20 protein-coding genes are annotated in these 24,395 nt (G+C 75.3%); 8 read left to right on the top strand and 12 right to left on the bottom strand.

The genetic code is table 11. The annotated features are described in order from the left end of the window. Positions 1-9: 9 nt before the first annotated feature. Both ACPPVO_RS17415 and ACPPVO_RS17410 read right to left on the bottom strand, forming a co-directional pair. Positions 10-972 (bottom strand): Acg family FMN-binding oxidoreductase, encoded by a 963-nt coding sequence (locus ACPPVO_RS17415; RefSeq protein ID WP_426512245.1) that lies wholly within the window; start codon positions 970-972, stop codon positions 10-12. Next, positions 969-3,338, bottom strand: a complete 2,370-nt coding sequence (locus ACPPVO_RS17410; RefSeq protein WP_426512244.1) for a phosphoketolase family protein — start codon at positions 3,336-3,338, stop codon at positions 969-971. Before ACPPVO_RS17410 ends, ACPPVO_RS17415 begins: the two co-directional genes overlap by 4 nt. 118 nt (positions 3,339-3,456) lie before the next feature. On the opposite strand from ACPPVO_RS17410, the gene ACPPVO_RS17405 reads away from it, so the two are divergent. Genes ACPPVO_RS17405 through ACPPVO_RS17395 form a run of 3 tightly spaced genes read left to right on the top strand, consistent with a single transcriptional unit; the run spans position 3,457 to position 5,391 of the window. After that, positions 3,457-3,609: a hypothetical protein gene (locus tag ACPPVO_RS17405; protein ID WP_426512243.1), complete on the top strand. Its 153-nt coding sequence runs from the start codon at positions 3,457-3,459 to the stop codon at positions 3,607-3,609. Further along, positions 3,588-3,974: a hypothetical protein gene (locus ACPPVO_RS17400; protein ID WP_426512242.1), complete on the top strand. Its 387-nt coding sequence runs from the start codon at positions 3,588-3,590 to the stop codon at positions 3,972-3,974. The genes ACPPVO_RS17405 and ACPPVO_RS17400 overlap by 22 nt, the downstream gene beginning before the upstream one ends. Further along, positions 3,967-5,391 carry an alpha/beta hydrolase family protein gene (locus ACPPVO_RS17395; protein ID WP_426512241.1) on the top strand — a complete coding sequence of 475 codons (1,425 nt, stop codon included), beginning with the start codon at positions 3,967-3,969 and terminating at the stop codon, positions 5,389-5,391. The genes ACPPVO_RS17400 and ACPPVO_RS17395 overlap by 8 nt, the downstream gene beginning before the upstream one ends. Positions 5,392-5,398: 7 nt before the next feature. Here the strand turns inward: ACPPVO_RS17395 and ACPPVO_RS17390 are convergent, their stop codons facing one another. From ACPPVO_RS17390 to ACPPVO_RS17355, 8 genes are all read right to left on the bottom strand, one after another. Next, on the bottom strand, positions 5,399-8,230 hold the full coding sequence (locus tag ACPPVO_RS17390) for a BTAD domain-containing putative transcriptional regulator (RefSeq protein ID WP_426512240.1): 2,832 nt from the start codon (positions 8,228-8,230) through the stop codon (positions 5,399-5,401). A 112-nt stretch (positions 8,231-8,342) separates the two neighbouring features. Next, positions 8,343-8,861, bottom strand: a complete 519-nt coding sequence (locus tag ACPPVO_RS17385) for a MauE/DoxX family redox-associated membrane protein (protein ID WP_426512239.1) — start codon at positions 8,859-8,861, stop codon at positions 8,343-8,345. Between the two features lie 308 nt (positions 8,862-9,169). Beyond that, a complete protein-coding gene (locus ACPPVO_RS17380) occupies positions 9,170-10,189 on the bottom strand; it encodes a medium chain dehydrogenase/reductase family protein (RefSeq protein ID WP_426512238.1) in 1,020 nt (339 codons plus the stop codon). Positions 10,190-10,387: 198 nt separating this feature from the next. Next, entirely contained in the window at positions 10,388-10,930 is a 543-nt protein-coding gene (locus ACPPVO_RS17375; RefSeq protein WP_426512237.1) for a TetR/AcrR family transcriptional regulator, read from the bottom strand. A 1,219-nt stretch (positions 10,931-12,149) separates the two neighbouring features. Next, positions 12,150-12,590, bottom strand: a complete 441-nt coding sequence (locus ACPPVO_RS17370; RefSeq protein WP_426512236.1) for a pyridoxamine 5'-phosphate oxidase family protein — start codon at positions 12,588-12,590, stop codon at positions 12,150-12,152. Continuing rightward, positions 12,590-13,420, bottom strand: a complete 831-nt coding sequence (locus ACPPVO_RS17365) for a zinc-binding dehydrogenase (RefSeq protein ID WP_426512235.1) — start codon at positions 13,418-13,420, stop codon at positions 12,590-12,592. The genes ACPPVO_RS17370 and ACPPVO_RS17365 overlap by 1 nt, the downstream gene beginning before the upstream one ends. Positions 13,421-13,460: 40 nt before the next feature. Beyond that, complete coding sequence (locus tag ACPPVO_RS17360; protein WP_426512234.1) at positions 13,461-14,045, bottom strand: Crp/Fnr family transcriptional regulator; 585 nt, start codon at positions 14,043-14,045, stop codon at positions 13,461-13,463. After that, positions 14,042-14,503 carry a PPOX class F420-dependent oxidoreductase gene (locus ACPPVO_RS17355; protein WP_426512233.1) on the bottom strand — a complete coding sequence of 154 codons (462 nt, stop codon included), beginning with the start codon at positions 14,501-14,503 and terminating at the stop codon, positions 14,042-14,044. The genes ACPPVO_RS17360 and ACPPVO_RS17355 overlap by 4 nt, the downstream gene beginning before the upstream one ends. A 71-nt stretch (positions 14,504-14,574) precedes the next feature. Between ACPPVO_RS17355 and ACPPVO_RS17350 the strand changes: the two genes are divergently transcribed. From ACPPVO_RS17350 to ACPPVO_RS17340, 3 genes are all read left to right on the top strand, one after another. Next, positions 14,575-15,648, top strand: coding sequence for a sensor histidine kinase (locus tag ACPPVO_RS17350; protein ID WP_426512232.1), 1,074 nt, complete (start codon positions 14,575-14,577; stop codon positions 15,646-15,648). Positions 15,649-15,701: 53 nt separating this feature from the next. Then, positions 15,702-16,304, top strand: coding sequence for a response regulator (locus ACPPVO_RS17345; protein ID WP_426514640.1), 603 nt, complete (start codon positions 15,702-15,704; stop codon positions 16,302-16,304). 61 nt (positions 16,305-16,365) lie between these two features. Continuing rightward, positions 16,366-17,541, top strand: coding sequence for a condensation domain-containing protein (locus tag ACPPVO_RS17340; RefSeq protein WP_426512231.1), 1,176 nt, complete (start codon positions 16,366-16,368; stop codon positions 17,539-17,541). Between the two features lie 166 nt (positions 17,542-17,707). Here the strand turns inward: ACPPVO_RS17340 and ACPPVO_RS17335 are convergent, their stop codons facing one another. Beyond that, on the bottom strand, positions 17,708-18,601 hold the full coding sequence (locus tag ACPPVO_RS17335; RefSeq protein ID WP_426512230.1) for an ADP-ribosylglycohydrolase family protein: 894 nt from the start codon (positions 18,599-18,601) through the stop codon (positions 17,708-17,710). 38 nt (positions 18,602-18,639) lie between these two features. Between ACPPVO_RS17335 and ACPPVO_RS17330 the strand changes: the two genes are divergently transcribed. Both ACPPVO_RS17330 and ACPPVO_RS17325 read left to right on the top strand, forming a co-directional pair. After that, on the top strand, positions 18,640-20,097 hold the full coding sequence (locus ACPPVO_RS17330) for an SWIM zinc finger family protein (protein WP_426512229.1): 1,458 nt from the start codon (positions 18,640-18,642) through the stop codon (positions 20,095-20,097). Between the two features lie 127 nt (positions 20,098-20,224). Further along, entirely contained in the window at positions 20,225-23,212 is a 2,988-nt protein-coding gene (locus tag ACPPVO_RS17325; RefSeq protein ID WP_426512228.1) for a DUF6493 family protein, read from the top strand. A gap of 294 nt (positions 23,213-23,506) precedes the next feature. Here ACPPVO_RS17325 and ACPPVO_RS17320 read toward each other — a convergent pair whose 3' ends face one another. Then, entirely contained in the window at positions 23,507-24,391 is an 885-nt protein-coding gene (locus ACPPVO_RS17320) for an ABC transporter substrate-binding protein (RefSeq protein ID WP_426512227.1), read from the bottom strand. Positions 24,392-24,395: the final 4 nt, after the last annotated feature.

Here is a 24,395-nt window from a genome sequence, read left to right as displayed (position 1 = left end):
GCCCGGCAACTACTCGGCGACGGTGATCACCTCGTCGGGGCCCAGCCGCGGCGTGTGCGGCGGGCCCGCGTGCTCGGGGTCGGCCACGCCGAGGCGCAGCACGAGGTAGGGCCAGCCGACCTCGCCCAGCATCCGGCGCAGCGCCGCGCGGGTGAACTCCAGCTCGACCGGGCTGCTCAGCGGCAGTACCGCCGTGCCCCGCCCGGTCGCGGTCAGCCACAGCTCGCCGAGGGCCTCGCCGGCCCGCAGCCAGTCGGGGCGCTCGTCGCCGTCGCCGTAGAGGATGGCGTAGTTCGCCGCGGCGTCGTGCCCCTCGCCGGCGTCCAGGGTGCCCGCCACGCCGAAGTCGCGCTCGGCGACCGTGGTGGGCGGGCGCTGCGCCGGCAGGGCGGTGGCCGGCACGCCGGTGCCCCCGGTGCGCTCGCCGCCGGCCCAGGCCGCGGTCTCGGCCCGCATCCGCTCGTCGCGGGACTCGGCGTCGCCGGCGTGCTCGATCATCACCGCGAGCTGCAGCACCTGGTCGTGGCGCAGCACGTGCAGGCGGGCCCCGCCGCGGCGGGCGCCGGCCGCGAGGGCGTCCAGAGCCTCCTCCGACACCGGCTCCTCGGTGACCGCGCGCCGGTCGGTGCGCCGTACCCGCAGCAGCTGCAGCCGGTGCATGTCGTGCGGGTCGGCCGGCGCGGGCTCGACGGCCCGCACGACGGCCAGCGGCTCGCCGGAGGGGCGGTCGACCTCGTACTTCCAGCCGGACGCGGCCAGCGCGACGAGCGAGTGGTGCAGGGCCGCGCCGCAGCTGAGCACCATGAGCCGCCCGTCGGCGTCCTGTTCGCGCAGCTGCCGCCCGGGCTCGGCGTAGAGCTCCAGCCGGTCGCCGCGCACCACCCAGCGCCAGGGCTGGGTGTTGTGCACGGAGGGGGCCAGCCGGGCGGCGTCGGCCGCCGCGGCCAGGGCCTCGGATGCGGTGGTGGTCATGACAGGCTCCAGTCCCGCACGTCGGGCATGTCCTCCAGGTGCTCCACGACGTACGTCTCGTGCTCGGCCAGCTTCTGCTCGCACCACGCCTTGAGCTCGGTGGCGCCGGGCGGGAGCCGCCGGGCGTTGTTGATGGCGTCCATGACGAGGTGGTACCGCGAGACGCGGTTGCGCACCGTCATGTCGAACGGGGTCGTGGTGGTGCCCTCCTCGATGAAGCCCCGGACCCGGAACCGGTCGGCGTCGGGCCGGCCGTGCACCAGCTGGTGGATGGCGCCGGGGTACCCGTGGAAGGCGAAGACCACGTCGACGGTGTCGGTGAACAGCTCGGTGAACTGCACCTGGCTCATCCCGTGCGGGTGGTCCTTCGGCCGCGGCAGGGTCATGAGGTCCACGACGTTGACGACGCGGACCCGGAACTTCGGCAACCGCTCCCGCAGGATCTGCGCGGCCGCGACGGTCTCCATGGTGACCACGTCACCGGCGCAGGCGAGCACGATGTCGGGGTCGCTGGTGCCGTCGTCGGTGCCGGCCCAGTCCCAGATCCCGGCGCCGCGCGCGCAGTGCTCGGCGGCGGCGTCCATGTCCAGCCACTGCAGCTGCGGCTGCTTGTCGATGACGATGAGGTTGATGTAGGAGCGCGAACGCAGGCAGTGGTCGGCCACGGACAGCAGGCAGTTGGCGTCCGGCGGCAGGTAGACGCGGGCCACGTCGCCGCGCTGGGTGAGCACGACCTGGATGAGGCCCGGGCCCTGGTGGCTGAATCCGTTGTGGTCGTTGCGCCAGGCGGTGGAGGTGAGCAGCACGTTGAGGCTGGGCACCTTGGCCCGCCACGGCAGCCGCTTGGCCTCCTGCAGCCATTTTCCGTGTTGTACCGTCTGCGACGCCGACACCATCGCGAACGCCTCGTAGGTGGCGAAGATGCCGTGGCGCCCGGTGAGCGTGTAGCCCTCCAGCCAGCCGTGGCAGTTGTGCTCCGACAGCACCTCCATGACCCGCCCGTCGCGGCCGATGGCCACGTCGGCGTCGGTGACCCGCTCCATGAAGGCCCGGTCGGACACCTCGAAGACGGCGCCGAGCCGGTTGCTGTTGGTCTCGTCGGGGCAGAAGAGGCGGAAGCGGTCGGGGTTGTCGCGGTACAGGTCGCGCAGCAGCTCGCCCAGGCGCCGGGTGGACTCGGCGCGGGTCGTGCCGGGCAGCGGGACGTCGACGGCGTACTTGCGGAAGTCGGGCAGGTCGAGGCCCTGGGTGAGCACGCCGCCGTTGGCGTGCGGGCTGGCGCTCATGCGCAGCTCGCCCTCGGGCGCAAGGGCGCGTACCGCCGCGGCCGGAACCCCCCGCTCGTCGAAGAGCTCCTCGGGCTTGTAGGACCGCAGCCATGTCTCGAGCAGCTTCAGGTGCTCGGGGTTCTCCTTCACGCCGGACAGCGGCACCTGGTGCGAGCGCCACGTGCCGGTGACCTGGACGCCGTCGACCTTCTCGGGCCCGGTCCAGCCCTTGGGCGAGCGGAGCACGATGAGCGGCCAGTGCGGCCGGGTGCCGTCCCAGTCCCCGCCGCGGGCGGCGTCCTGGATGTTCCTGATGCGCTCGTACGCGTCGGCGAGCACGGCCGCGAACCGGTGGTGCATGCCGGGCAGGTCGCCGCCCTCGACCTCGAGCACGACGTAGCCGTGGCCCTCCAGCAGGGACCGTACCTCCGCGGGGCTCTTGCGCCCGAGCACCGTCGGCCCGGCGATCTTGGCCCCGTTGAGGTGCAGGATCGGCAGCACCGCGCCGTCGCGGGCCGGGTTGATGAACGAGACGCCCTTCCAGGACCCTTCGAGGGGCCCGGTCTCGGCCTCCCCGTCGCCGACGACGGCGACGGCGAGCAGCTCCGGGTTGTCCATGACGGCGCCGAACGCGTGCACGAGCACGTAGCCGAGCTCGCCACCCTCGTGGATGGATCCCGGGGTGGTCACGGACACGTGGCTGGGGATGCCGCCGGGCGCGGAGAACTGCCGGAACAGCCGGAGCAGGCCCTCCTCGTCCTGGGTGACGTCGGGGTACACCTCGGTGTAGGTGCCCTCGAGGTAGCCGGCGGCGACGAGCGCCGGGCCGCCGTGCCCGGGCCCGGCGAGGTAGATGGCGCGCTGCCCGGTCTGCGTGATGAGCCGGGACAGGTGCGCGTAGACGAACGACAGGCCCGGGCTGGTGCCCCAGTGCCCGAGCAGCCGCGGCTTGATGTCCGCCGCCTCGAGCGGGCGGCGCAGCAGCGGGTTGGCTTGCAGGTAGATCTGCCCGATCGTGAGGTAGTTGTTCGCTCTCCACCACGCATCCAGCTGTGCGATCTCGGTCTCGTCGAGCTCAGCACGCAGGCGCTGTGTCATGACCTCTCCCGTTTCGTCGCGGCCTCCGCTTCCAGGGTGACCGTAACGAACCCCGGCGGTCAGGGCCGGAGGTCCCGAGATTCCCGGGACCGGCGTTCCTTCGGGCATGATTCCGGGTGTGGAGTTCGACGAGGAGGAATGGGCGGCCTTCACGGAGGCGCTTCAGGACGCGCTGGAGATGTACGGCGCGGCCGAGGGGCAGGACCCGGAGTCGGGCTACGTCGCGCTCGCGGCCGGGATCCGGAGCCGGTGGTACACGAGTTCGACCTGACCCGGCTGCTGGCCAGGTGCCGGGCGGCCGATCGCGGCGAGTGGCCGGACCTGTGCCGCGAGCAGGTCACCGACTGGTCGGAGAACTACTCCCTGCGGGCCTGGCTGACGTCCGTCCGGTTCGCGGAGGTCGCCGACCGGCTGGAGGCGTGGCCGGCCGCGGCGCGGCTGCGGCACTACGAGGCCCCGCCGGCCGACGACCACCAGCCGTTCAGCGTGCAGCGTCCGGACGGGACGTGGCTGGCGTTGCTGGTCGAGGGCCCGGAGCTCGACGGCGTCGCCGGGCTGCGGTGCTTCGTGCCCTGGAGCGCGGTACGGGCCTGGGGCGTGACCGGCGATGAACTGGTACGACGGGCGCATGCTTAGGGCGCGCCTGGCGGTGGCCGTGGGCCTCCTGCTCGTGGCGGCCGGCGTCGCCGGCTTCGCGACCGTGGGCCGCGGGCTGCGCACGACGTCGGTCCACGTCGGCGCGGTGCCGGTGGAGCTGGTCCGCCCGGACGGCGCCGCGGCGGGCGGGGCGGCCCGGCCGGTGGTGGTGGTCGTGCACGGGTACGCCGGGTCGGGCCGGCTCATGCGCCCGTTCGCCGACACCCTCGCCCGGCGGGGCTACGTCGTGGCCCTGCCCGACCTGGCCGGCCACGGGGCCGACCCCGAGCGGCTCACCGAGGCGGCGCTCGACCGGGACCTGGCCGACGTGGTGCGCTACGTGCGCGGGCGGCCCGACGTCGACCCGGCCCGGGTCGCGCTGGTCGGCCACTCGATGGGCGCGGCCGCCGTGGTGCGGGCCGGCGCCGCCGACCAGACGATCCGGGCCACCGTGGCCATCTCGGTCGGCGACGACGCGACGGCGGCGATCCGGCCGGGGCCGCGGCACCTGCTGGCGCTCTACGGCGCGTTCGAACCGTCGGGGATCGGCGCGACCACCCGGGCCACCGGGGCCGAACGGGTGGTGCGGGTGCGGCTCGTCGAGCACATCGGCGTCCTCTTCGCCGACCGCACCCACCACGAGACGGCCCGCTGGCTCGACCAGACCCTGGACCACCGCCCGGACCGGCCCGTCATCGCGGCCAAGGGCCGGCTGATCGCGGGCGCCCTGGGCCTGGCCGGCGGGCTGATGGTCCTGACCGGCGCGCTGCTGGCGTGGCGGACCCGCGACCCGGCCCCGCCGCCCGAGCGCGGGCGCCTCGGCCTGCGCATCGCGGCGGTGCTGGTGGCGCCGATCCCGGGCGAGGTGGCCGGGGTCGTGCTGTACCGCGTGCTGCCCAACCCGGTGACCGGGTACCTCGTGGGCTACTTCGCCGGGTGCGGCGCCGCCCTCCTCCTGGCCGCGCTGCTGATCCGCGGCCCGGCTCGGCCGGCCCGGCCGCCGCTCGCACCCCTCGCCTTCGCCGCCGGGTTCGCGGTCGCCGCCCTCGCCGCCGTCGCCCTGCCGGTCCACTTCGGACTGACCGACATCGCGCCGCACGGGCCGGACTGGTGGCTCGTCGCCCTGCTCGCCGGCGCCACCGCGGCCCTGCTCGCCGGGGCGCACGCGGTGCTCGGGCCGCCGTGGAGCTACGCCGCCGTGCTGGCCCTCTGCCTGCCGATGCCGGTTGCGTCCGCCGTCGGGGCCGCCCCGGGCTTCCTGGCCCTCATCTCGCCGCTGGTCATGGTGCTGGTCGCGCTGCACCTGGGGCTGTGCGCCGCGGCCCGGGCCTCCGGCATCCCGTGGGGACGGACGGTGGCGGCGGGCGCGCTGACCATCGCCTGGCCGGTCGCCGTGGTCCTGCCGATCATCGGCTAGCCGGCAGCTACCCGACCTCGGCCAGGGCCAGGGCGGCGTGCTCGCACCAGTGGGTGTGGCCGAGCTCGGCGAAGCGGTCGTGGGCGGTGCGCAGCAGGGCCCGGGCCTCCTCCACGCGGCCCTCGGCGAGGCGCAGCCGGCCCAGCTCCAGGCGCGCCCGGGCGGCGCCGGTCTCGTCGCCGTGGCGGGCGAACATCGCCAGGGCCTCGGTGCAGCGCTCGGCGGCGGCCGGGGCACGGCCGTCGGCGGCGTCGAGGCGGGCGAGGTCGAGGCTCAGGTACGCCACCCCCGGCTCGTCCCGCAGCAGCTGGGCGTCGCGCAGGCTGCGCCGGAAACAGGCCAGGGCCTCGCGGCGGCGGCCGTGGGCCTCGTACCACATGCCGAGGCGCCGCTCCATCATCGCCGCCTGCCGGACGGCGCCGATGCCGCGCAGCCGGTTGCGGCAGTCGCGGTAGGCGTCGGCGACCGCGGGCGCGTCGGGGTCGTCCTCGTGCTCCCAGCGCACCAGCTTGGCCTCGGCGTTGACGGCCATGTACTCGTCCCCGCCCTCCCGCGCCGCGGCGATCGCGCGGCGGAAGTGCCGGCGCACGTCGTCGCCGTCGTGGCGCCACTCGGCGATCTCGGCCATCGCGAACAGCGCCACCGAGCGGCCGACGGCGTGCCCGGCCGCGTCGAAGATCTCGTAGGCGGCGACGGCGTCGCGGTCGTCGACGCAGCCGCCCTCCGACGCCACCCGCTGGGCCAGCGAGACGAGCATGCACGCCTCCCCGACCCGGTCGCCGGTGCGCCGGGCCGCGGCCAGGCCGGCCCGGGTGGTCTCGTCCCACAGCTGCCAGTGGCCGCGGATCTCGAGGTGGCTGCGCAGCACCCAGGCCAGGCGCCAGCACAGCTCGTCGAGGCCGTGGGCGTGCGCCTGGTGCACCGCGGCCGCGACCGAGCCGACCTCGGCGTCCAGCCACGCGAGGGGGTCGGTGAGCACCGACCAGTCGGTGCTGTCGGCGCGCTCGGACACGCCCCAGGCGAGGGCCGGGCGGTCGCCGCTGTAGGACTCCACGGCGGCCAGGGCCGCGCCGAGCCAGCCGGAGAAGATCCGCGCGGCGGCGGCCCGCACGTCGGCCGGGCCGTCCTCCTCGGCGCAGCGCTCGGCGGCGAAGAGCCGCACCAGGTCGTGCAGGTGGTAGCGGGAGGTGCCGACGCTCTGCACCAGCTGCGCGTCGGCGAGCTCGTCGACGACCAGGTCGGCGTCGACCTCCTCCTCGCCGACGGCGGCGGCGACCGTCCACGCCGGGAACGGGCGGGTGGCGAGGGCCCCCAGGCGGCGCAGGGCGGTGCGGGCCGGAGCACCGAGGCCGCGGTACGACACGAGCAGGCTGGCCGCCACCCCACCGTCCGATGTGGAGAGCGCGGCGAGGCGGCGGCGCTCGTCGGCGAGGCGCTCGGAGTAGGCGGCCACGGGCAGCTCGGCCCGGCCCGCGAGGCGGGCGCCGGCCACGCAAAGAGCCAGGGGCAGGCCGCCGCAGTACCGGATGACGTCCCCGGTCGCCGCCGGCTCGGCCCCGGTGCGGCTCGCCCCGGCGATCTGGTCGAGCAGCGCGCGGCTCGGGCCCGGGCCGAGCAGCCCCAGCTCCAGGTGCTCGGCCTCGGTGAGGCCGAACAGCCGCGGGCGGCTGGTCACGAGCACGACGCCGCCGGTGCCGGGGCTCAGCGCGCGTACCGTCGCCGCGTCCGGCGCGTCGTCCAGCACCAGCAGCACCCGCCGCCCGGCGAGGCGGGCCCGGTACAGCGCCTCCCGCTCCCCCGCCCCGGCGGGCACGGCCGAGGGCGGGACGCCGAGCGCGATGAGCACCGAGGCGTGCGCCTCCCAGGCCCCGCCGGGCGCGCCGAGGCGCACGTGCAGCTGACCGCCGGGAAATCGCGACCGTACCCGATGGGCGACCGCGACCACGAGCGCGCTCTTGCCGATCCCGGCCGCGCCGCACACGGCCAGGATCCGGGTCTCGTCGCCGTCGCCGTCGAGCCGGCGCAGCAGCCAGTCGACGGCGTCCTCGCGGCCGACGAGCAGCCGCGGGGGCGGCGGCAGCAGGCACGGCGCGTCGCGCTCGGGCCGCGGCTCGGGGTCGGCCTCGGCGTCCAGGAGGATGCTCTGCTGCAGGTCGCGCAGCTGCGGGCCGGGCTCGATGCCGAGCTCCTCGACGAGGCGGCGGTGGCCGTCGCGGTACACGGCCAGGGCCTCGGCGCGCCGGCCGCTGTGGTGCAGGGCGGTCATGAGCTGGGCCCGGAGCCGCTCGGCGTACGGGTGCTCGGCGACGAGCGCGGTGAGCTCGGGCACCGGGTCGCCGCCGACGGCGAGCTCGGCGTCGAAGCGCTCGGCGAGCACGGCCAGGCGCAGCTCGGCCAGGCGGGCGCCCTCGACGGCGAGCGGCGCGGTGTCGAGATCGGCCAGGGCCGGTCCGCGCCACAGGCCGGCGGCGCGGCGGTACAGCGCGACGGCCTCCTCCGGGCGCCCGTCGGCGGCGGCCCGGCGGGCGTCGGCGGCGAGGCCGGTGAACACGCCGAGGTCGATGTCGGACGGGTCGGCGGCCAGGAGGTACCCGGACGAGACGGTCCGCACGGTCTCGTCCCCCAGCACGGTCCGCAGCCGGTGCACGGTGCTGTGCACCTGCTGGCGGGCGGTGGCGGGGGCGGTGTCCCAGGTCGCGTCGATGAGCTCGCCCAGCCCGACGGGCCGGGCCGGGCGCAGGAGCAGGACCGAGAGCATGGCGCGCTCGCGCCGGCCCCGGGGCCGCCACATCGTGTCGCCCTCGCCGATCTCCAGCGGGCCCAGCATGCGGTACCGCACGGCACCTCCCCGTATGCACATCGTAGGCCTTTCGTAGCCGTACGATAGCCTTCGATGCCATTGTGCGGGGGCGGGCGGCCTCCCCCCTTTGGGTCGCCCGCCCCCTTGCGCGCTACTGGAACAGCGCGGCGATGTCGTCGTAGGCGGTGACCACAATGCCGAACACGAGCCCGGCGCCGCCCGCGACGATCGCGCCCGGCACGGCGACGGCGCTCCCACCGGCCGCGGCGGCCAGCCCGGCGAGCGCGATCACGACGAGCACGCTGTTGCGCACGATGTGCCGCCGCCCGAGCGGCGTGGCCGAGGCGCCGAAGCACCGGCACGGGGCCCGGTTCCCGCCGCGCAGGCTGATCGCGATCGCGACCGCGAAGACGGTGAGCAGCCCGGCGGCGACCACGAACCCGCCGACGGCGGCCCAGCGCAGCGGCACGAGCAGCAGCGCGACGACGGCGACCTCGGCCGCGACCGACGCGGCGGCGGCCGGACGGGCGGCCCGCACCGGCACGACGCGCATCTGCAGCAGCGAGTCCACGAACGCGCGGTAGGCCCGGCCGGAGCCGACCTTCCCGGCGAGCGCGACCGCGAACACCGTCGCAACGAGCAGCCGCGCCGCGACTTCCACGTACCCCATCGCCACACCTCCCCGTGATCGACGACAGCCTATCCTCCGACGCGCCGGCGCGGCGGTACTTCGATCCCGCCGGGCGGCCGGCTCTCCGTCACGGGACCCGGCTCTCCGTCACGGGACCCGGCTCTCCGTCACGGGACCCGGCTCTCCGTCACGGGACCCGGCTCTCCGTCACGGGACCCGGCTCTCCGTCACGGGACCCGGCTCTCCGTCACGGGACCCGGCTCTCCGTCACGGGACCCGGCTCTCCGTCACGGGACCCGGCTCTCCGTCACGGGACCCGGCTCTCCGTCACGGGACCCGGCTCTCCGTCACGGGACCAGGACGACCTTGCCGGCGACGGTGCCGGACTCGGCCAGCCGCACGGCCTCGGCGGCGTCGGTCAGCGGGAACCGGGCGGCGACCTGGGCGGTCAGCGACCCGGCCGCGAGCAGGGCGAAGACGTTCGTGAGGTCGGCGCGCAGCTTCGCCTGGAACGCGGACCGGCGGCGCCGGCCGGCCCAGAGGTTGTAGAAGCCGGCCCGGCGCCCGTTCGGCAGAACGTTCCACCACAGCAGGCGGCCGAACAGAGCCAGGACGGGCAGCCGCGAGCTCCCGGCGTCGTCCCGGGTGGCGGCGGTACCGTACGAGACCAGCGCCCCGCCCCGCCGCACGAGCCGCCAGGACTCGAGGATTCCCGGCCCGCCGACGTGGTCGAACACACCGTCGTAGCCCTCCGGCGCCAGGGCGCGGGCCTTCGCGTACAACTGCGGGTCCCGGTAGTCGATCGGCTCGGCCCCGAGCGCCCGCACGGCCTCGTGGTGGCGCGGCGACGCGGTGCCCACGACCCGGATCCCTTCGTGCCGGGCGAGCTGGACGAGCGTGGAGCCGACGCCGCCGTTGGCCCCGAGAACCAGGACGGTCCCGCCGCGCGGCACTCTTGCCAGCCGGTGCAGCATCTGCCACGCGGTGACCCCGTTGACCACGACGGTCTCGGCGTCGGCGGGGTCGACACCGTCCGGGACCGGCACCAGGTCACCCGCGTCGACGAGCGCCGCGGTGGCCCAGCCGCCGATCTTCGTCACCGCGGCGACGCGGGTACCCACCAGCGACCCGTCGACGCCGGGCCCGACCCGCTCGACCCGGCCGACCAGGTCGTACCCGGGCACGAAGGGAAACGGTGGCTGGTCGTAGTACTTACCGCGGCGCATCTGCTGCTCGGCGAAGGACACGCCGCTGGCCTCGACGCGCACCAGGGCCTGACCGCGGCCGGGCTCGCCCAGTTCACGGCCGCGGATCTGCAGGCCCCCCGGCTCGACAACACCGGGCAGAACGATCTCGGTTGCGTACATTTGGTACCTCCCTGATATTAAGTATGTGTGCACTCACTTACAAACGCGGCCAACAAAAAGGCCACTCAGCTCCGGCCTCGCTCAGCTCCGGCCTCACTCAGCTCCGGCCTCGCTCAGCTCCGGCCTCACTCAGCTCCGGCCTCACTCAGCTCCGGCCTCACTCAGCTCCGGCCTCACTCAGCTCCGGCCTCACCTCGCCTACGGCACGTGGCGCATCCCGGAGGTGAGCGCGCGCGCCCAGGACTCGTCGACGTCGTCGAGCCCGGCGGTGACGATCAGGTGGCACAGCTGACCGTAGGCGACGAACCGCTGGATCTGGTGGTCGTCGGCCCCTTGGATGCGCAGGAACGCGACCAGCCGCCCATAGCCGGACCGCACCGCGGCCCCAACCTCGGGAATGTCGCTGACGCTCTGCGCATGCACCTGAAGCAGGAGCAGGTTCTTGTCGGCGATGAGCGCGGCGTAGGCGTCGCCGAGGTGCTCGAGGAGCTTCTCGGGGTCGCGATCGGGCGCCTCCTCGGCCGCCATCCCGAGGGTGAGCAGGATCTCGGCGTAGCATGCCTCGACGGCGGCAACGAAGAGCCCGAGCTTGCCGGAGAAGAGCCGCAACGCGTACGCCTCCGAGATCCCGGCCGCCGCCGCAACGGCCGTGACCGGCGTGGCGTGGTAACCGTTGCGAGCAAAGACGGCAACGGCGCGATCAATGAGAACGGCCCGACGGGCCTCGGCGGTGCTGCGCATGTAAGTGAGTACACACAAACAAACTCCGCTTGTCAAGCGGCGCTGCCGCCGCCCCTGGACGCCGTAAGGAGCCGCGTGGGCCCGCACCGATGCCTGGCTGGCCGAGTTCGCGCCGATCAGCACGGCCGCCCAGCCCCAGCAACCACCCATGGACCCCGCCGACCGCTGTAGCCGTCGCCGCCCATGGACCCCAGTCGGCCGCTGTAACCGTCCCTACCCAGGACACCACGCGAGCCACGTGGGGGCGCACCGCCGCCCGGCTGGCCGAGTTCGCGCCGGTCAGCACGGCCACCCAGCCCCAGCAACCGTCCGCCACCCATGGACCCAAGGCGGCCGCTGTAACCGTCGCCACCCATGGACACCGTGCGAGCCACGTGAGCGCGCACTGACGCCTAGCTCGCCGGGTTCGCGCCGGTCAGCACAGCCGCCCCCGCCGGCCGCGGTACTGTCGCCAGCCATGGACGCCGTACGGGCCGCGTGGGCGCGCATCGATGCCTGGCTCGCCGAGTTCGCGCCGGTCAGTGCGGGCCGCACTGGCCTCGCCAGCCGACCCGGCGGCGGTCGACGCGGCGAATCTGCCCGACGACCTGGCGGCCGGGCTGCTGTGCCACGACGGCCTGCGGACGTGGACGCCGCTGTTGCCCGAGGGCGAGCCGCTGTCGCTGGCCGAGGTGCTCGAGTTCCGGCGGATCCGGTTGGAGGTGGCCGCTGACGTCGACGGGTTCACCGTCCAGCCGTGGAGCACCGAGCCCCTGGCGGCACGAGCAATGGTGGCCCTGCGGCGGCATCGACGGCACCTACCAGGTCATCGACCTGCGTCCGGGCGCGGGCGGCCGTGTCGGCATTGCGCCCAACTCCGATGCCGCCGACTTCTCCCAGGGCTGGCGGACGTACGGCGCCTACCTGGCCGACGTCGCCGGCGCGCTCGAACGCGGCCGGCCCGTCGGGCTGTGGTACCCGACGGTGGTGCGTGGCGGCGAACTGTCGTGGGAACTCACTACGACGTGACCGCCGCACACCCAACGCGCAGCCGCCCCGTAGTGCGCGACGACTAACAGCGGCGGAAGCGAACTACGACGTGACCGCCGCACACCCAACGCGCAGCCGCCCCGTAGTGCGCGACGACTAACAGCGGCGGAAGCGAACTACGGCGTGACCGCCGCACACCCAACGCGCAGCCGCCCCGTAGTGCGCGACGACTAACCACGGCGGAAGCGAACTACGGCGTGACCGCGGTGCGCCCGTCGCGCGGCAGCGTCGGGTCCAGCACCCAGTGCTCGTCGACGCTCGCGCGGTACAACCGGAACGGCCCGCCCTCGGCGATCTTCTCCGCCGTGAAGGCCTGCGCGCCCTTGGCGAGACAGCCGCGGTTGTACGCGTCCAGCCCCTCCGCCACGATCTCGGCCCGCCCGCTCATGTAGACCGCCCTCGCCCCGCCGATCGGCGCGTTCGAGTCGTACACGACCAGGCTCAGCCGCGGCCGGGCCAGCAGGTTGCGCGAGTGCCGGGTGCCCGGGTCCGAGAGCCAGTACAGCGTCGCGTACCCATCCAGCGCGTAGAACACCGGCGACACCCACGGCTCGCCGTCGGCGTCCGCGGTGCCGAGCACCACGTACCGGTTCTCGTCGAGCATCTGCCGCGCGTATGCCTCGAGATCCATCAGGCGGAGCCTACCTCCAGCACGAGCTTGCCCCGCACGCCGCGGCTCAGGCGCCGGTGCGCCTCCGCCGCCTCGGCCAGGGGCAGCACGTCGCCGATCGCCGGCCGCAGGGTGCCGGCGGCGAAGCGCTCGACGACGCCGAGGAGCTGGGTCCGGTCGTACCGCGCCGAGACGACCCGCGGCCCGATGCCGCGCTCGGCCGCGAACGGGCCGCCGGGCACCCAGAACTCGGGGACGACGGTGACGTACCGGCCGCCGTCACGCACCCGCGCGAACGCCTGCCGCGCCCGCTCGCCGCCGACCACGTCCACGGCCGCGTCCACCGGCCCGTCGTCGACGACCTCCAGGCCGCGCCCGGGCGCGAGGGCCTTCGCGAACGCGCCGACGGCGCCGCGGCCGTTGACGTGCAGGGTGCGCACGCCGTCGCCGAGCGCGTCGAGGGCCTGCCAGGCGGTCAGGCCGGCCAGCGGCAGGGCGGCCGCGGCGACCGGGTCGGCGCCGTCCGGCAGCGGTACCACGAGGTCGGCGGGGAGGGCCACGAACTGGGCGTACCCGCCGCGCTGGGTCGCCTTGTGCAGGGTGAACGCTACGACGGGCGCGCCGGTCGCGGCGTCCTCGCCGGCCACGTCGTAGCCGGGGACGAGCGGGAAGCGGACCGGCTCGGCCCAGCGGTACCGGCCGGCGACCATGCCGGCGTCGGCGGGGTTGACGGCCGCGGCGCGGACCCGCACGAGGACCTCGCCGTCCTTGGCGACCGGGCGGGGCAGTTCCAGTTCGCGCAGCGGATCGCCGAACGCCTCGACGCCGGCGGCGTGCATCAGTGTGCTCATGGACCCGACGCTAGGGTCGCGGCGGGCGCCCGGCCTTGACCTACATCAACGCCGGGGAGTGACGCAGCCGACTCAGGGCCTCCGGGGTGATCCCGACGTACGCCGCGATCTGCCGCTGCGTCAACCGCGCCGCGAGCGCCGGCCGCTCGGCGAGGAAGGCCCGGTAGCGGGCGGCCGCGTCGGCGCCGAGCAGGTCGCGGGAGCGGCGCTCCTCGTCGAGGAACAGCCGCTCGTGCATGGCGTGCAGCATCGCCTGCCACGCGGGGTGCCCGGCGCAGAGGGCCTCGAACGCGGGCCGGGCCGCGGTGAGCAGCTCGCACGGCTCGAGGGTGTCGATGAACTCGGCCGACGGGGCCCGGCGCAGGGCCGCCGCGTACGCGCACACGAGCTCTCCCTCGGCCCGGAAGGCCCGCACCCGCTCGGCGCCGCCGTCCCCCACCAGGTAGATGCGGGCCAGGCCGCGCACGATCAACGACACCCGGTCCGACGGCTCGCCGGCGCGCTGCAGCAGGGTGCGGGCCGGAACCCGGTGCGCCCGGAAGATCCGGTGCGCCCGGGCCAGCTCGTCGTCCGGGATCGGCGCCCAGCGGCCCAGCGCGGCATCCAGGGCCGCGTACCCGTTCACGCCAGGCGCGCGGGGAAGCCGCCGGTCGCGACCGGGCCCCAGCGGTCGATCGTGATGCGGATGAGGGACTTGTCCTGGTCGCGCATGGCCTGGCGGTACTCGTCCCAGTCGGGGTGTTCGCCGGAGATGCACCGGAAGTACTCCACCAACGGCTCCAGCGCGTCCGGCATGTCGATGACCTCGGCGGTGCCGTCGACCTGGACCCAGGCGTCGTTCCAGTCGTCGGACAGGACCAGCACCGACACCCGAGGGTCGCGGCGCAGGTTCGTCGCCTTGGCCCGCTCCGGGTACGTCGAGACGACGATCCGGCCCTCCGTGTCGACCCCGCACGTCGCCGGCGAGGCCTGCGGGCGGCCGTCGGCGCGGGTGGTGATGACGATCCCGTGGTGGCGCTTGCCGAGGAACTCGAGCAGCGCCGGCCGGTCGACGCGGTCGTTCGTCGCGATTTTGCGTGCCATGTCCCGACCGTACCCGGATCTGGCTCTCACGAGGGAGGACCGCCGACGCACCCGGGCGGCAGAATGTCGGCATGCGCGTCCGGGCCCTCGACCTGCTCATCGCCGCGGCGGTGGCGGCCGCGACGATGTTCCCCGCGGTGTGGTACCTGCCGTTCGACCCGGGCACGCTCCTGCTCGGGCTGCTCGCCTCGGCGCCGCTCGTCTGGCGACGGCGGGCGCCGGTCGTCGTGGCCCTGGTCACCGGCATCGCCACGACCTGGCTGTCGCTGCTCAACGTGCTGCCGGACATGCCGTACGGGCAGCTCGTCGCGACGTACACCTGGGCCGAGCTGGCCGCGCCGGCCTGGCGGATCGCGGCGATCGTGCTCACCACGGCCGGGGTCGGGATCTCCCTGGTGCTGCCGCAGGAGAACCCGCCGTCCTTCGGGTACGTCGGCCTGATGTTCGTCACCGCCTACGCGCTCGGCGCCGGGGTCCGGGCCCGCCGCGACCGCATCGCGTTCCTGGAGGAGCGAACCCGCCGGCTCACCGAGGAGCAGGCGGCCGCGGCGACGAACGAGCGGGCCCGGATCGCCCGCGACATGCACGACGTGCTCGCCCACTCGGTCGGGCTCATGGTGGTGCAGGCCGAGGGCGGCGCCTCGGTGGTGCGCACCGACGCCGGCCGGGCCGAGGCCGCCTTCGACGCCATCGCCGAGACCGGCCGCGAGGCGCTCGTGCAGCTGCGCCACGCGCTCGGCGTGCTGCGCGAGCGGGAGCCGGAGCCGGCCGCCCTCGAGGCGATACCGTCGCTCGTGGAACGCGCCCGGCGCACGGGGCTCGACGTGCGCCTCGAGCGGGGTGCGGTACCGACGCTGGATCCCCGGGTCGGGGCGACGGCGTTCCGGGTCGTGCAGGAGGCGCTCACCAACGTGGTCAAGCACGCGGGCGCCCGGCGGGTCGTGGTGTCGCTCGCCTCGGACGAGGGCGGCTTCGCGGTGACCGTGCGCGACGACGGCCGGGGCGGCGCCGCGGTCTTCGGGCACGGTCTGTCCGGGATGCTCGAACGGGTGCAGGCGGTCGGCGGCCAGCTGCGCACCGGCCCGCGGACGGACGGGCCGGGCTTCGAGGTCGCCGCGACCCTGCCCGCGGCGGCGCGGCCGTGACCCTGCGCGTGGTGGTCGCCGACGACCAGGACCTGGTGCGGGGCGGGCTGTGCATGATCCTGGGCTCGCAGCCGGACATCCTGGTGGTGGGCGAGGCCTCGGACGGGCGCCAGGCCGTGGAGAAGACCAGGAGCGAAGCGCCGGATGTCGTACTCATGGATGTCCGCATGCCCGTTATGGACGGGATCGCGGCGACGCGCGAGATCTGCGCCGCGACGGACGCCCGGGTCCTCGTCCTCACCACGTTCGACCTCGACGAGTACGTGTACGACGCGCTGCAGGCCGGCGCCAGCGGCTTCCTGCTCAAGGACATGCACCGCACCGAGCTCGTGGCCGCGGTACGCACCGTCGCGGCCGGCTCGTCGCTGCTGGCCCCGACGGTCACGCGCCGCCTGATCGCCGACGTGCTGCGCCACCGCCGCCCGGCCGGGGCCCCGGACCGGCGCCTGGCCGCCCTGACCCCGCGGGAGGTCGACATCCTGCGCGAGGTCGCGCGGGGCCAGTCGAACGCGGAGATCGCGGCGGCCCTGTACGTCACCGAGCACACGGTCAAGACGCACGTGTCGAACCTGCTGGCCAAGCTCGGCCTGCGCGACCGGGTCCAGGCGGTGGTCCTGGCCTACGAGTCCGGTCTGGTGCGGCCGACGGCGTTTTAGCACCGCGGCCGGGCAACCGCAAGACTTGTGGCGGGGCCGGGCGATGCCGACCCTGAGGGGCATGTTGGCGGTACCCTTCACCGGCCCCGGCTCCGGTACTGCGGAACTGACATGGGGCCAGCGCGCGATCATGCAGGCCATGCGGCGGGAGCGCTCGTGGCTGCCGATGGGCGGGCATCGGCCGGTCGCCGCCGGTACCACCGTCGCGGACGTGGTGGCGGAGCTGCGGTACACCATGGAGCGTTGGCAGTCGTTCCGCACCCGCATCCGGGACGGCCGCCAGGACGTGGCCGCGTCGGGGATCGCCGTCCTCGAGGTCGTCCCGGCGGACGGGGGCGACCCGGCCGAGATCGCCGCGTCGGTCGAGGCCGGCTACCGTGCGACCGGCCTCGACCTGGCCGCCGACTGGCCGATGCGCATGGCCGTCGTCTGCGACCGCGGCGTACCGGCCCGCCTGGTCGCCGTGATGCCGCACCTGGTCACCGACGGCCTGGGCGCGGCCGCCATGGTCGCCGAGTCGACCCGCCGCGAGCCGTCCCCGCCGGCGGGCCCGCAGCCGCTGGACCTGGCGGCGTGGCAGGCCTCGCCCGCGGGCGCCCGGCAGGACACGGCGGCCCGGCGGCACTGGGAGCGCCACGCGGACGGCCTGGCCCCGTTCTCCGCGCCCGCCCTTCCGCAGCGGTACCGCAAGTGCGTCCTCGACTCCGCTGCGCTCGCGACCGGCCTGCCGGCGGCCGCGGCGCGCCTGGGCGCGGACGAGTCCACGGTGCTGCTCGCGGCGTACATGGCGGCCCTGGCCCGGGTCACCGGCCGCGAGACGATCGCGGTGCGACCGGTGGTCAGCAACCGCTTCCGCCCGGGACTGTCCGATGTGGTCACTCCGCTGGCCCAGCTCGGGCTGTGCGTAGCGTCCGTGCCGCCGTCATTCCCGGACGCGGTGGCGGCGGTGTCACGGGCGGCGCTGGCGGCGCGGAAGTACGCCTACTACGACCCGTACGCGACCGAGCCGCTCCCGACCCCGTGCTTCAACGACCGGCGGGCGATGTCTTCGGGCGGCGGCGGGTCGCCGTCCCCGGCCCTGGCCTGGTCGGTCCAGCCGGGGCCGACGGAGCCGCTGTTCCTGCACGTGGACGGGGTGCCCGGGGCCGTGCGGTTGCTCTTCGACGTGGACACGGCGTGTTTCTCGCCGGCTTCGGTGGAGGCCGTTGCTGTTTGCATGGTGTCGCTGGTGGGATAAGCCGGGCGCTCCGCGCCGCGACTTATCCGACTTATACCCCGACGGGTCTTATGGCGGTACGAGCGCGGGTTTACCCCGACGACTCGGGGCGCCGTCTTGAGCCCTTTTTGTCAAGCGCTGCCTTGAGCCCGATAAGTCGGGCGCTCCGCGCCACGACTTATCGGATTTATGCCTTATTTCCGATTCCGACCAACGGCTCCCGCTGCGCCAGCCACGCCTCCGGAATCCCGCCCCGACCGGTGAACGCGGCCACAACCCCGCCGACGATCGCGCCCGTGGTGTCGACGTCCCCGCCGGCCTCGACGCACGCCCGGATCGCCGCCGGATAGTCGCCCAGTCGCGTCGCGGCCACCCACAGCGCGAACGGCACCGTGTCCTGCGCGAGCACCTGCGAGCCGTTGCCGAGCTCGTACGCCGCCTCGCCCACACTCGTCCCGAGCAGCCCCCGCGCCCGCCGCAGCCCGTCGAGGACCTGGCTGTCGACGAGGTACCCGGCCACCGCATCCAGCAGCTCCCGAGGCTCGGGCCGGTGGCGTACCAGCCGCGCCCACCCCACCTCGGCCGCCGCGACCGCCACGGCCACCGCACCGAGAATCCCCTCGGCGTGCGCGTGCGTGACCTCGGCCGAGCGCATCGCCTCCAGCGCCGCCGTACGCGTGTCCCCCGCATGGAACGCCCCGAGCGGCGCGACCCGCATCGCCGCCCCGTTGCCCATCGAGCCCTGCCCGCCGAACGCGTCGCGGGCCACGACGCGCCACGGCTCCCCCTCACGGATGCGGCGCAGGATCACCACCGCGCCGCCGCCGTACCCGCGGTACGGCTCGAACCGCCCCGCGAACGCGCGCGCGAGCCGGTCCTGATCCACGGCCCCGGGCCGGCCCAGCTCCGCGGCGAGCACGCTCGCCATCTCGGTGTCGTCGGTCCACGGCCACGAGCCGGCGGGCGCCGTGCCGTCGAGAAGGTCTTCCCAAGTGGTACCGGGAACAAAGAACTGCGCCCCAAGGGCGTCTCCCACACTCAGCCCGTCCAGGCTGTCCATACAGAGTCCGAAGTCGGTCATCGCAGAAATTGTCGTACCCCACCGCTAGATTCGGCCACATGAACGTCGTGCAGGAGTTCCGGTATCTCGCCCCGTCGACCGCCGGCGCGGGCGGCGTGGCCCTGCAGACCAGCGGCGGCCCCGAGGCCAACCCGCGCTTCTTCGCCGGATACCTGACGACTCCCCCGGCCGCCGCGGCCGGCCTGCTCGCCGTCGCCGACGTGGCCCGCACCCGATACCACCGGCCCCGCGACCCGGCCAGCCTCGACCCGGTCGTCACCGGCAGCGCCGACCGGCTCCGGTTCGAGTCGTTCTCCGGCTGCTGCGGCGTGTACGCGCGCCTCGACATCCTCCCGCCCGGCCTCGACGGCGAGCTCCTCGGCCACGGCACCACGAACGTCGACGTCAACCCGCCCCTGCGCGAGGCCCTGGCCCGCATCGCCGGCCTCGATCCGCTGCACCTGTCCGTCGGCCCCGACGCCCTCACCGCCAAGACCCTCGACGGCACGGTCGTGGAGAAGAAGGTACCGCTCCCGGCCCGCTGGCTGCGCGGCTTCGCCGAGGTCCACGTGCTGTCGGCCGGCTTCGACCTGCGCGCGGAGTTACCCGCGACCGAGGCCGCGGCGTTCCTGCGCCGCCTGCCCGGCGCGAGCGACCGCTCGACCCTGTGGGCGGTCCCGTCCGGCCGCACACTGCGCCTGACCTCACGCCCGGTGCCGGAAGCGGTCTGCCTGGCCGGCGCCGGACGGCTAGCCGCATTACGACCTTTGCTGCGGTACTCCAGCAGCCTCCGCATCTACGGCCCCCCACTCACGACCGGCTCCCCGCCCGTGGCCAGCGCGTGGGAGCTGCAGACGGAAGCACTGCGCCTGACCCTCACCCTGTCGCCCGAGGTCCACCGCGGCTTCTCCGGCGAGGGCGCCGCCCTGACGTCCCTGGCCTCCGACGAGGTCACCGACGACGCCGAGCTGGTCGGCGCCCTGCTGTCCTGGGACCCGACCATCGACGTGGCCGCCCTGGCCGACGCCGCCGGCCTGGAGCCGCCCCGGGTCCGCGCCGCCCTGGCCCAGCTCGGCACCGCGGGCCGCGTCGGCTACGACGTGACCGAGGCCGCGTACTTCCACCGCGCAATGCCCTACGACGCCGCCCGCGCCGAACGCGACAACCCACGCCTGACGAGCGCCCGAGCCCTGGCCGAGTCCGGCGCCGTGACCCTGGACGCCGCCGTGCCCCCAGTCAGCGCCGTGCCCCAGGGCGGCGCAGCAACCCAGGGCGGCGCCATGCCCCTAGGCGGCACCGTGACCCAGGACGGCGCAGTAACCCCGGGCGGCGCCGTGCCCCTGGGCGGCGCCACGTCCGCAACGGTCCGCAGCGGCGACGAAACCTACCGCGTGCGCCTACTCCCGGACGGCACCACAACGTGCACCTGCCCGTGGTGGGGCAAACACGGCGGCCACCGCGGCCCGTGCAAACACGCCCTGGCCTTCACCATCGCCACCGCCCAGGCCAACACATGACCGCCCCCATCCCCATTCCCATCCCCGACCCCGCCCTCACCGCCCGCACAAGCGCCCGCGACTTCCACTCGCACACCGCCGCCGGCACCCGCGGCGCTCATTCGCGCTCCATGGCCGGGACAAACGCATGATCAATCTCAACCTGATCAGCAACGGCAGCGCCGCCGAGCTCGCGAAGGCGGTGGCGGCGCTGGACGATCCCGGGCGGGCGGCCGCGTTCAAGGCCCTCGAGGCGTACGCCAAGCGCACCGCCGAGGAGTCCCGCCGCGGCGAGGCCAACACCGCCCTGGCCGTGGCCACCGTCGGCACCGCCCCGTCGGCCGCGGCCGCCGCCCGGCTCCTCCGGCCGCGCCACTTCACCCCCATCCCGTCCAGCGCCCCGGCGGTCGTGGCGACGGCCCGCACCCGGGGCGTTCCGTGGCTGCCCGACCTGGCCGCCCGCCTGGCCGACCGCCGCAGCGACAACCTGTGGGACGGGTTCTGGGAGTTCGTCGCCGCGCTGTTCACCGCCGAGGGCTCCCCGCCGCCGCCCGGCGACTGGTTCGTGCTCGGCTGGCTGCTCTCCCTGTCGTACCCGGGCGAGGGCCGCCTGCGCTCGACCCCGATCGCCGAGCGGCTCCGCACCGACCCGTTCCTGGACGCCCTCCTGCCGCGCGTGTTCACGGTGGACGGCGCGGGCGAGCGCCTGCTCGTCTGGGAGGTACGCGGTCGCCCCGGCGGCAAGCTGGCCCTGGTCGAGGCCCTGGCCGAACTGTCGGCCGAGGGCCGCCTGGACCGTACGACCCTGATCGCCGCAACCTTGTCCCGCCTCCTGCGCGGCGACCGCCTCGCGGCCACGCGCGCCTACCTGACCCTGCTGACCGCGCTGTCCCCGACACCGCAGGAGGTGACGAACGCCGGAGGCGACTACCTACGGCTCCTCGCCGACGCCCAGGTCACCGTGGCCACGGCGGCGCAGAAGGCACTGCGCACGGCGGAGACGCTGGACCTGGACGCGGTCCTGGAGGCGTCCCGGGCCGTCCTGCGCCGCCCCGACAAGACCCTGGTACGCACCCAGCTGACCTGGCTCGAGACGCTGATCCGCCGCCACCCGTCCCGCAAACCCGACATCGTGCGGACACTGGCCGAGGCCCTGGACCACCCGGCGATCGACCTCCGCGAGCGAGCCGCCGCCCTGATCGCCAAGCACACCCCGGCTCCCCCGCCCGCGACCCTCTCCGAAACCGCCGCGACCGCCACCGCCGCGGCGACTATCCCGGCCGTGCTCACCACCGTCTCCGGGGACGACCTCCCACTCACCCCGCCGTCCCTCCCGGCCCCGCCGCCGATCGCCGACCCCGACGAGCTGGCCGAGGAAGTCGCCGCCTTCTACAGCGACCGCCCCTTCTCCGCGCTGCTGCCCCTGGAACGGATCCTCGACGGCACCGTACGTCTCGCCGCCGCCGGCCACCCCGCCCTCCGCGCCGCCCTCAGCCCGGTGATGGAGCGCCACCGCGAGGGCATGGGCGACCACACCTGGGACCCGAACTGCCTGTGCGGCGCCTTCACCCGCCTCCTGCTGTCCGCCGCCGACCCGGCGCAGGCCGCCGCACCGAACGCCGAGCGCCACGGCTGGGCCGCCCTGCTCACCGCCGCGCGCCGCTTCCTGCCGCTGGGCGAGGCACCACCGGACCGCCGCATCCCGCCCCCGCAGCGCCTCCTGCGCGCCCGCCTGGCCGAGATCGGCGTGCACCTGGCCGGCGGCGACCTGCCGGCGGGCGGCCTGCTGAGCGCCCCCGAGTCGAGCAACGGCGCCCTGACGACGGAGACCCTCCTGGCGCGGCTGACCGCCCGGGGCGAACGGGAGCCGTGGCCGTGGGACCTGGCCCAGGCGATGCTGCGCCTGCCGCCCGGCCCCGACCCGACCGCGGCGGCCCGGTCCGAGGCCTTGGGCACCGCGGCCGGCGCGCGCCTGGCGACCTGGCTGCACAGCGGCGGCCTGCCGACCCCGCGGTGGCAGGTCAACGTGTGGACCCGGCCACCGCTGAAACCCCGCGACCAGTACCGGTTCGGCAATCTCCCGACCGTGCGTATCGAGGTAACCACGGCGCCGCCCGGCCTGCGGCCCACGCCGCTCCCCAACCCGCATCCCACAGCACCGCCGCCGCAAAGTCCGGCGTCCCCCACCGCGACGCTCGCCCCAGACTCCGCCGCGCCGCCGCCGCGAAGCTCCGCGTCTCCCGACCCACGCTCCGCGGCGCCGCCGCAAAGTCCCGCGTCCCGCACCGCGACGCTCGCCCCAGACTCCGCCGCGCCGCCGCCGCAAAGTCCCGCGTCCCGCACCGCGACGCTCACCCCAGACTCCGCCGCGCCGCCGCCGCGAAGCTCCGCGTCCCCCGACCCACTCTCCGCCGCGCCGCGGACTGCCTCAGCTGTAACGGATTCGCGTCCGGCGCCGGTGCTCGACGACCGGGACGTTGCCGAGGCGGCGGCCGGCCGTGAGACGTTCGGTCTGCTCGGTGCTCCCCCGCCGCCGATCGGCACCGGCAGCGGGGGCTGGCACCGGCTGTGGCCGGGCATCCTGCCGTGGCACCGCGGGCTGGTGGCCGGGTTCGCCCTGGCCGACGCGGCCGCCACCGCCGACATGGACCAGCGCGGCGGTGCCGGGGTCCTGCCGCTGCTGGCCGAGACCGCGGGCGATGGCGGGCCGGCGCTGCCGATCGCCGTCGCGTACGCCCTCGCCGCGCGGCACGAGGCCGACCGTCTCGCTGCCGTCGACGCTCTGCTGTTGCTGGCCGCGGACGGGGCCTTCGACGCGGAGACGGCCGGGCGCTACCTGGGGCTGCTCGCGACGGCCGGGGCGGTCACGGTGAACCGGGCCGTGCAGCCGCTGCGCGACGCGGCCGGCGCCGGGGCTCGGCTCAGCGTGTTCCGGCTGCTGGCGGCCGCGCTGCCGGCGCTGCTCGGGGCCGAGCCGCCGCCGCGCGGTACGCCGGATCTGTTGACGCTGGCCGCTGAGACGGCCGCGGCGGGGCCGGGGCGGGTGGAGATTGCCGGGCTGGCCGAGCTCACCGCCCGCAAGGGCTCGTCACGACTGGTCGTCGAGGCCCGGCGGCTGGCCAAGGCCGTTTCCTGAGGGGGTTCAGGCCACCCGGCGGCTGGCCAAGGCCGTTTCCTGAGAGGGTTCAGGCCACCCGGCGGCTGGCCAAGGCCGTTTCCTGAGAGGGTTCAGGCCACCCGGCGGCTGGCCAAGGCCGTTTCCTGAGAGGGTTCAGGCCACCCGGCGGCTGGCCAAGGCCGTTTCCTGAGAGGGTTCAGGCCACCCGGCGGCTGGCCAAGGCCGTTTCCTGAGAGGGTTCAGGCCACCCGGCGGGCTCGTCACGACTGGTCGTCGAGGCCCGGCGGCTGGCCAAGGCCGTTCCTGAGTGGGTCAGGCCACCCGGCGCACCGCTCCCGGCGGCGGCGGGGGTGCCAGGTCCGGGTGGAGCACCGCGGCTAGGGCCTCGACGCCGTCGATGAGGCGGGGGCCGGGGCGTACCACCAGGCCGTCGGCGTCGATGGCCCAGACCTGGGCGGCGGGGAAGCGGGGCGCGACCCGGGCCGCCTGCTCGGCGGCGCCCTCCAGGTGGTAGCCGCACGGGGAGACCACCACGATGTCGGGACGGGCCCCGGTCAGGTCCGCCCAGTCGACCGCGACCGACCGCCGGCCGGGCCGCGCGGCCACCGCCTCGCCGCCGGCCGCCGTGACCAGGTCGGGTACCCAGTGGCCGGCGGTGAACGGCGGGTCGACCCACTCGACGACGAGCACGCGCGGCCGCGGGCGGGCCGCGACCCGCTGGGCGACCGCGGCGAGACGGGAGCGCAGGCCGGTGACCAGGTCGGCCGCGCGCGCAGGTACACCCGCGCGCTCGCCGACCGTCACGATGGTGGCGAGCACGTCGTCCAGCGAGTGCGGGTCGAGGGACAGGACGTCGGCGCGGCAGCCGAGGTGTTCCAGGGCGTCCTCGACGTGGTCCGACGGCAGGGCGCAGACCCGGCAGAGGTCCTGCGTGAGGATGAGGTCGGGGGCCAGGCCGGCGAGGGCGCCGGCGTGCAGCGTGTACAGGTCGGCGCCGGCCGCGAACTGGTCGCGCACGTAGGCGTCGATCTCGCCCGGGGTCAGGTCCTTCGTATCGCGGCCGCCCACGACAACGGTCTTCTCGGCGCGGGCGGCGGGCGGCTCGTCGCACTCGAAGGTGACGCCGACGAGGTGGTCGCCGAGGCCGAGGGCGTACACGATCTCGGTGGCCGACGGCAGCAGGGACACCAGGCGCATACCG

This window comes from Dactylosporangium sp. McL0621 (assembly GCF_049995355.1).
Taxonomy (GTDB): Bacteria; Actinomycetota; Actinomycetes; order Mycobacteriales; family Micromonosporaceae; genus Dactylosporangium.
The sequence above is the reverse complement of the archived record's forward strand: the minus strand, read 5'-3'. Positions and strand labels throughout refer to the sequence as shown.